The organism is Vibrio sp. V08_P9A1T1, assembly GCF_963874405.1.
In the GTDB taxonomy this organism is placed as follows: Bacteria; Pseudomonadota; Gammaproteobacteria; order Enterobacterales; family Vibrionaceae; genus Vibrio; species Vibrio anguillarum.
Genome location: NZ_CAWNIB010000071.1, coordinates 1 through 7,653, shown reverse-complemented (window position 1 = coordinate 7,653; position 7,653 = coordinate 1). Strand labels below are relative to the sequence as shown.

Below are 7,653 nucleotides of genomic sequence, written 5' to 3'. Positions count from 1 at the left end.
ATTTATGACCGCAATGGTGTGCTACTAGCGGAAAACCGCCCAGTATTCAACTTAGAGATCACACCTGAGCAAGTGCGCGATATGGATGATACGATCACGCGCTTACAGCAATACCTGACCATCTCACCAGAAAAAATTGCCACCTTTGAAAAAGAGCGTCGTCAGACACGCCGATTTAATTCAGTGCCGCTTTTGACGCAGTTAACACCGGAGGAAGTGGCTATTTTTTCGGTCAATCAGCACAAGTTTCCCGGTGTATCAGTAAGCGCAAGCTTAAAGCGCTACTACCCCTATGGTGAAGTTCTCACTCATGTCATTGGTTATGTATCCAGGATCAATGACCGAGATATGGAACGTCTAGAACGCGAAGAGCGCTCAGCCAATTACCAAGCCACTCGTGATATTGGCAAACTGGGGATTGAACGCTTTTATGAGGATGTGCTGCACGGCACGGCTGGCTACCAAGAAGTTGAGGTCAATAGCCGAGGACGCATCATTCGCACCTTAAAATACGTCCCTCCCGTGGCAGGGAAAGACATTGTATTAAGCTTGGACATTGATCTGCAGCTTTATGTGCACAAGTTGTTGGATGGCCGTCGAGGTTCAATTGTAGTGCTCGATCCAAAAGATAACGGTGTCCTTACCATGGCATCAAGTCCAAGCTACGATCCAAACCCATTCGTACATGGTATTTCTAGCGCCGCCTACAACGAACTTCTCAATGACCCAGACCGCCCGTTAGTCAATCGAGCGACACTTGGTATTTACCCTCCCGGCTCAACGATTAAACCTTTTATTGCTGTCGCTGCACTTCAAGAAGGGGTTATAACCCCAACAACAACACGTAATGATCCTGGTTATTGGGTGATACCAAACTCCAAAACGCGGCCCTTCCGAGACTGGTTGCGCTGGGGGCATGGGCGAGTGGACATTAATAAGGCACTCGAAGAGTCTGTCGATACCTTCTTTTACCAAATCGCCTACGACTTGGGTATTGATCGTCTCTCTAGTTGGATGATGAAATTTGGCTTTGGTGACTATACAGGTTTAGACATTTATGAAGAAGGCAAAGCGAACATGCCAACGCGTGAATGGAAAATGGCACGTCACCGAACCCCTTGGTATCAAGGTGATACGATTCCGGTCGGCATTGGTCAAGGGTATTGGACATCAACACCGATGCAAATTGCCAAAGCGACTTCCGTGCTGGTTAATCACGGCAAAGTGATTGCGCCGCATTTATTGCGTTCGACGCTCAAAAATGGTGAAGAGTTTAGCAGGCAAGAGCTTTCAGAATTAGAAACTTCGCCACCGATCGAAGGGGTGCCGAAACGCTATTGGGACATCGCAATCAATGGCATGCGTCTTGTAAACCACGGCAAAAAAGGAACCGCACGGCGCTCATTTACCAATATGAAATATGTCAGCGCTGGAAAATCTGGAACTGCGCAAGTGTTTGGCTTGGCAGAAAACCAAGTGTATAAGGCCGATGAATTAGCCGAACACCTTCGTGACCATGCTCTATTCACAGGTTTTGCGCCTGTAGATGACCCGCAGCTTATTGTCACTCTGGTACTCGAAAACGCAGGGGGAGGTTCTGGCAATGGTGGACCCGTTGTTAGGAAAATATTTGACCGCGCCATTCTAGGTAAAGAGGCTGAAAAATAATGGAACTGGATCCTTCAACAGGACAAAATCGAGCGCTTTTTGAGCGCTTGCACATCGACTTGCCATTACTGCTGGGTATTTTGTTATTGATGGGGTTTGGGCTGGTCGTGATGTACAGCGCCAGCGGTCAGAGCTTAACTATGATGGATCGCCAAGCCATGCGCATGGTACTGGCTCTTGGTGTGATGATCTTTCTTGCTCAAATTTCCCCAAGAACTTATGAGTCTCTTGCACCCTTTATGTTTTTCTGTGGCGTACTGCTGTTGCTCGGCGTGCTGTTTTTTGGCGAATCGTCCAAGGGAGCTCAGCGCTGGTTAAATTTAGGCTTTGTTCGTTTTCAGCCCTCAGAATTGCTTAAACTCGCAGTGCCTCTCATGGTCGCTCGCTACATAGGGAAACGTTCTCTTCCACCCACCTTTAAAACCCTAGTCGTTTCGCTGTTAATGGTGTTTATCCCTACCGTGCTAATCGCGAAGCAGCCCGATCTTGGCACTTCAATATTGATTGCAGCCTCCGGCATTTTTGTCATTTTCTTATCTGGAATAAGCTGGCGAATCATTTTTTCTGCCGCCGTGGCTTTGGGTGGCTTCATACCAGTGCTTTGGTTCTTTCTGATGCGTGAATATCAAAAAACCCGAGTCAGAACACTTTTCAATCCGGAATCCGATCCACTCGGTGCAGGTTATCATATCATTCAGAGTAAAATAGCCATTGGGTCTGGAGGGTTGTCAGGAAAAGGATGGCTACACGGCACACAGTCGCAACTTGAATTCTTACCTGAGCGGCACACCGACTTCATTTTTGCCGTTATTGCTGAAGAGTGGGGCATGATTGGCATCTTGTGTTTACTCGCTATTTATCTCTTTATCATCGGACGTGGTCTATACCTCGCGAGCAACGCACAAACAGCTTTCGGCCGAATGATGGCTGGAAGTATTGTACTCAGCTTCTTTGTTTACGTTTTTGTAAACATAGGTATGGTCAGTGGTATTTTACCCGTGGTTGGTGTTCCCTTAGCCCTCATCAGCTATGGTGGTACTTCCATGGTCACTCTCATGGCTGGCTTTGGCATACTGATGTCTATCCACACTCACCGAAAAGCATTTTCTAAGGCAACCTAAGCATGAGAAACTCCCTATTTATCTTTATATTAACGAGTCTATTTCTCATCGGTTGTAGCTCTTCAAGCCGCTATTCAATAACAGACGACGTGGCCCCTAACACGCCACTCTCGGTTGAGCATATTGAAGATGCACATCCGCAATACGAACCCTATAGTTTGGGCGGCAACAAGAATTACACTTTGAGAGGCATAAACTACACCATTATCAAAGAGGCCAAAGGATTTACAGAGAAAGGCCAAGCCTCGTGGTATGGAAAAAAATTTCATGGACATCTGACATCCAACGGTGAAATCTACGACATGTATTCGATGACGGCCGCCCATAAAACGTTGCCGTTACCCAGCTACGTTAAAGTAACGAATTTAGATAACAAAAAAACTGCGATCGTTCGGGTAAACGATCGCGGTCCCTTTCATGAGGGACGAATTATTGATTTAAGTTACGCTGCCGCTTACAAATTGGGTGTAGTTCAAACCGGGACTGCGAATGTGGCTATCGAAGTCATCACCATCGATAAACCCATCACGACGTCACCACAGAAAAAGAAGGCTCAATATCTCATCCAAGTTGCCTCTGCAAAATCAGAGCAAAGAATACGAACTTTATCCGAACAATTGAGTCAAACATTGACGGTTGAAAGCTTTGTAGACAGTGTGAATGGCAGTCATCGCGTATTTTTAGGGCCATTTAATGACGATGCCCTGACTCAACAAACGCTAGAAAAAGTTAAATTACTCGGTTACGAGACCGCCTTCATCAAAGCGCAACCCGTCACTCAGTGACTTATCAAATCCAGTGATCTTGATTCAAGCTCTGGTTTGATAGGTCGTTTCTGTTAAGATATGGACAGTTAATAAGATAATTTGCATTCCTCATGAAAAAACACACATTCTTAAAACCGATTCTAGCGTCTTCTATTGCGCTTTCTGCAACCTTTACTAGCTCAGTATTTTCTGCGCCTATCGTGATACCTGATGCTCCTCAAATTGCCGCTAAAGGCTATGTGTTGATGGACTACCATTCAGGTAAAGTGCTGGCAGAAAAAGAGATGAACACAAAACTTTCACCTGCAAGTTTGACGAAAATGATGACCAGCTACGTGATTGGCCAAGAACTTAAACGTGGCAATATCTCTCCACAAGATAAAGTGGTGGTCAGTAAAAATGCGTGGGCTAAAAACTTCCCTGACTCGTCTAAAATGTTTATTGAAGTCGGCACCACAGTAACGGTAGAAGAACTGAACAAAGGTATCATCATTCAGTCTGGTAATGACGCTTGCGTGGCGATGGCTGAACACATTGCTGGCTCAGAAGACGCTTTTGTTGACCTAATGAATGCGTGGGCAAGTTCACTAAAAATGAGCAATACGCACTTTGCTAACGTACACGGTCTAGATAACCCAAATCTCTATTCAACTCCATATGACATGGCGCTACTAGGTCAAGCGTTGATTCGTGATGTACCAAACGAGTACCGTATTTATTCAGAGCAGAAATATACCTATAACGGGATTACCCAGTACAACCGAAATGGTTTGCTGTGGGATAAAAGTATGAACGTAGATGGTATTAAAACCGGTCATACGAGTAATGCTGGGTACAGTTTAGTTAGCTCTGCAACGGAAGGGAAAATGCGCCTCATTGCTGTGGTTATGGGGACCAAAGATGAAAATGCTCGTAAATCAGAAAGTAAAAAACTTCTGAGCTATGGCTTTAGATTCTTCGAAACCGTTGCGCCACACAAAGCAGGTGAAACATTCGTCGAAGAAAAAATCTGGATGGGTGACAAGGATAAAGTGGCGCTTGGTGTCAATGAAGATACTTACGTTACACTCCCTCGCGGTCAAGCGAAGGATCTCAGCGCAAGCTTTGTTCTTGAAAAAGAGCTCAGAGCGCCAATAAGCCAAGGTGATGTGGTCGGTAAGCTTTACTACCAGCTTGATGGCAAAGACGTGGCTGAATACCCTCTTTTGGCATTAGAGAATGTTGATGAAGGCAGCATATTTAGCCGTCTTTGGGACTACATTATATTACTTTTCAAAGGGTTATTCTGATATCCCTTGTAGAAGATAAAACAAAGCCGCCTTACCGCGGCTTTGTGATTATTGAGTTCCATCAACATTCGCTGTAGTATTCGCCACCGCTAATCGAATTATCAACGGGAGTTTCCATTATGCTGACTATCAACTCTGATGCAAAACTCAAAGACTTACTCGAGTTTCCTTGTTCATTTACCTACAAGGTGATGGGCCACGCAAAGCCCGAACTTCCAGAGAAGGTTCTTGAAGTTATCCAACGTCACGCTCCAGGTGATTACAGCCCACGAGTTAAACCCAGTGCAAAAGGGACTTACCACTCCTTATCGATTAACATTACCGCCACCTCTATCGAACAAGTTGAAATACTGTACAAAGAGCTAGGCGAGATCGATATCGTACGTATGGTTCTGTAGTCCAAAAACCGTGATTGAGATGCCTAGCCTCTCATTTTTTGATTTATTCAATTTTTTTTGAAAGCAGCTTAGGCTGCTTTTTTAATATAAATCATATAGCTAGCATATACCCCATCACACTAAGGACAAATTTATCGTCCTCATTAGTAGTCCATTCGCTGGAAGAAGTTTATAATCCAAAAACTTTATTTATACGGTAGATGAGTCACGCTGATGTTAAATTCGCTTGTTGTAAAACGTCTGGGGCGCCAAGAATACCTTCCTGTATGGGAAGCTATGCATGAATTTACCGATACAAGAACCGAAAGCACACCGGATCAGATTTGGCTTGTCGAACATCAACCAGTTTTTACCCAAGGCCAAGCAGGTAAAGCTGAGCATCTTCTCAATACTGGCGATATTCCAGTGGTACAAAGTGACCGAGGCGGCCAAGTTACCTACCATGGTCCAGGCCAACTGGTGGCTTATTTCTTGATCGATTTGCGCCGCAAAAAATTAGGTGTAAGAGAGTTAGTGACCAAAATTGAACAGATCGTGATCAATACCTTGCAAGCATACCGTATTGACTCAGCCGCAAGACCGGATGCCCCTGGTGTCTATGTCAAAGGGAAAAAAATCTGCTCTCTTGGGTTACGGATCCGTAAAGGTTGTTCGTTTCATGGTTTAGCGCTAAACGTCAACATGGATCTCTCCCCTTTCCTACGCATTAACCCTTGTGGCTATCAGGGTTTAGAAATGGCCCAAGTCAGTGAACTGGGCGGCCCGACAGAACTACAAACCGTAGAAAAACAACTTATAATAGAACTCGTTAACATATTGGCTTACGAGCAAGTAGAATTCAGCACAGAAGCACCTCTTCAAAGGTAAAAAGCATGAGCAAACCGATCCAAATGGAAAAAGGCGTTAAATACCGCGACGCTGATAAGATGGCATTAATTCCTGTAAAAAATATGCCAGCCGCCGAACAAAAAGAAGTTTTGCGTAAGCCCGAGTGGATGAAAATTAAGCTGCCGAGTGATAGCCAACGCATCCAAGAAATCAAATCAGCAATGCGTAAAAATAATCTCCATTCGGTGTGTGAAGAAGCGTCTTGCCCTAACCTAGCAGAATGCTTTAACCACGGAACCGCCACCTTTATGATTTTAGGCGCCATCTGTACAAGACGGTGCCCATTTTGTGACGTTGCTCATGGACGGCCAAATGCCCCAGAGACAAACGAACCACAAAAACTGGCGCAAACCATTAAGGATATGAAGTTGAAATACGTGGTTATCACCTCAGTTGACCGTGATGACCTACGTGATGGTGGTGCCCAACATTTTGCCGACTGTAACCGTGAAATTCGAGCATTAAACCCAGAGATCCGTATCGAAACGTTAGTACCGGATTTTCGTGGCCGAATGGATATCGCCCTTGAACTACTCAAAGATAACCCGCCGGATGTGTTTAACCACAACTTAGAAACCGCACCACGTCTATATCGTAAGGCGCGTCCTGGGGCAAACTATAAATGGTCACTGGAACTGTTGAAGAAATTCAAGCAACAACATCCAAGTATCCCTACCAAATCAGGCATCATGATGGGGCTTGGTGAAACAAAAGAAGAGATCGTGGAAGTATTGAAAGATCTTCGCGCTCACGACGTCACAATGCTGACTCTTGGTCAATATTTAGCACCGAGTCGCCATCACCTGCCAGTTGAACGCTACGTTCCACCGTCTGAATTTGACGAACTTAAAGAGATCGCACTAGAGCTTGGATTTACTCACGCCGCCTGTGGCCCGTTCGTACGTTCCTCCTATCATGCGGATATGCAAGCCAAAGGGCTAGAAGTGAAATAACCACACAGCACAAGTTCAATCAAGCCGATGTTCACTCATCGGTTTTTGAGACTCTGCTCGGTTAATGATTGAAGCTTGAATATTGATTCTATGTTCTATAGGCTAACGACATAGAAAATAGATAACAAAGCTAGGGATTTATTAATATGAAAACGATCAGTACATTAGCACTTGTTACAGCCACTTTAATGGCCGGTTGTGCATCTAATACTCAGCAAGATAACTATCGTGAAGCCTCCTTTGAGCTTTGTAATACTGAAGTCAACATTTACTCTGTGAGTGATGATGGCCGCGTTCGTATTGTCTGCGCTGACGGCTCTAAGTTTGCCTTAAATAGCGAAAAGACACTTGATACTATGCGCAATATTAATATTGAGTATTGTGATGGTGAAGGTTTAGGCAAATTTAACGAGAGCACTAAATATTACTCTTTTCAATGTAAGTCAGGCACATTGCTCAGCATTGCAAAATAATTCTGCAGAGCACATTCAACAGCAAGAGACCACTTTTCTTATTGGTGCTCAATAAAATAAATAATGATCAAATAAAAAAGCTCCTGAATATTAGGA

At 44.5% G+C, this 7,653-nt stretch carries 8 protein-coding genes; all 8 read left to right on the top strand.

Going from position 1 to position 7,653, the window contains the following annotated elements; translation table 11 throughout:
- Positions 1-1,668, top strand: a 1,668-nt coding sequence (gene mrdA, locus AACT21_RS03880) for a penicillin-binding protein 2 (protein WP_094163642.1), incomplete at its 5' end; no start/stop codon positions are given.
- A complete protein-coding gene (rodA, locus tag AACT21_RS03875) occupies positions 1,668-2,789 on the top strand; it encodes a rod shape-determining protein RodA (protein ID WP_013857338.1) in 1,122 nt (373 codons plus the stop codon). The genes mrdA and rodA, both read left to right, overlap by 1 nt.
- 2 nt (positions 2,790-2,791) lie before the next feature.
- Positions 2,792-3,574: a septal ring lytic transglycosylase RlpA family protein gene (locus AACT21_RS03870; protein WP_013857339.1), complete on the top strand. Its 783-nt coding sequence runs from the start codon at positions 2,792-2,794 to the stop codon at positions 3,572-3,574.
- Between the two features lie 92 nt (positions 3,575-3,666).
- On the top strand, positions 3,667-4,845 hold the full coding sequence (locus AACT21_RS03865; protein ID WP_013857340.1) for a serine hydrolase: 1,179 nt from the start codon (positions 3,667-3,669) through the stop codon (positions 4,843-4,845).
- Positions 4,846-4,964: 119 nt separating this feature from the next.
- On the top strand, positions 4,965-5,243 hold the full coding sequence (ybeD, locus tag AACT21_RS03860) for a DUF493 family protein YbeD (protein WP_010317329.1): 279 nt from the start codon (positions 4,965-4,967) through the stop codon (positions 5,241-5,243).
- 213 nt (positions 5,244-5,456) lie between these two features.
- Positions 5,457-6,110 carry a lipoyl(octanoyl) transferase LipB gene (gene lipB, locus AACT21_RS03855; protein ID WP_013857342.1) on the top strand — a complete coding sequence of 218 codons (654 nt, stop codon included), beginning with the start codon at positions 5,457-5,459 and terminating at the stop codon, positions 6,108-6,110.
- A 5-nt stretch (positions 6,111-6,115) separates the two neighbouring features.
- Positions 6,116-7,084, top strand: a complete 969-nt coding sequence (gene lipA, locus AACT21_RS03850) for a lipoyl synthase (protein WP_013857343.1) — start codon at positions 6,116-6,118, stop codon at positions 7,082-7,084.
- Positions 7,085-7,230: 146 nt separating this feature from the next.
- Positions 7,231-7,557, top strand: a complete 327-nt coding sequence (locus AACT21_RS03845) for a hypothetical protein (protein ID WP_013857344.1) — start codon at positions 7,231-7,233, stop codon at positions 7,555-7,557.
- Positions 7,558-7,653: the final 96 nt, after the last annotated feature.

Excerpts from the sequence above, each read along its gene's own strand:
- AACT21_RS03865 (WP_013857340.1), top strand. The coding sequence starts at position 3,667 with ATGAAAAAACACACATTCTTAAAACCGATTCTAGCGTCTTCTATTGCG.
- lipB (WP_013857342.1), top strand. The coding sequence starts at position 5,457 with ATGTTAAATTCGCTTGTTGTAAAACGTCTGGGGCGCCAAGAATACCTT.
- ybeD (WP_010317329.1), top strand. The coding sequence starts at position 4,965 with ATGCTGACTATCAACTCTGATGCAAAACTCAAAGACTTACTCGAGTTT.
- lipA (WP_013857343.1), top strand. The coding sequence starts at position 6,116 with ATGAGCAAACCGATCCAAATGGAAAAAGGCGTTAAATACCGCGACGCT.
- AACT21_RS03845 (WP_013857344.1), top strand. The coding sequence starts at position 7,231 with ATGAAAACGATCAGTACATTAGCACTTGTTACAGCCACTTTAATGGCC.
- AACT21_RS03870 (WP_013857339.1), top strand. The coding sequence starts at position 2,792 with ATGAGAAACTCCCTATTTATCTTTATATTAACGAGTCTATTTCTCATC.
- rodA (WP_013857338.1), top strand. The coding sequence starts at position 1,668 with ATGGAACTGGATCCTTCAACAGGACAAAATCGAGCGCTTTTTGAGCGC.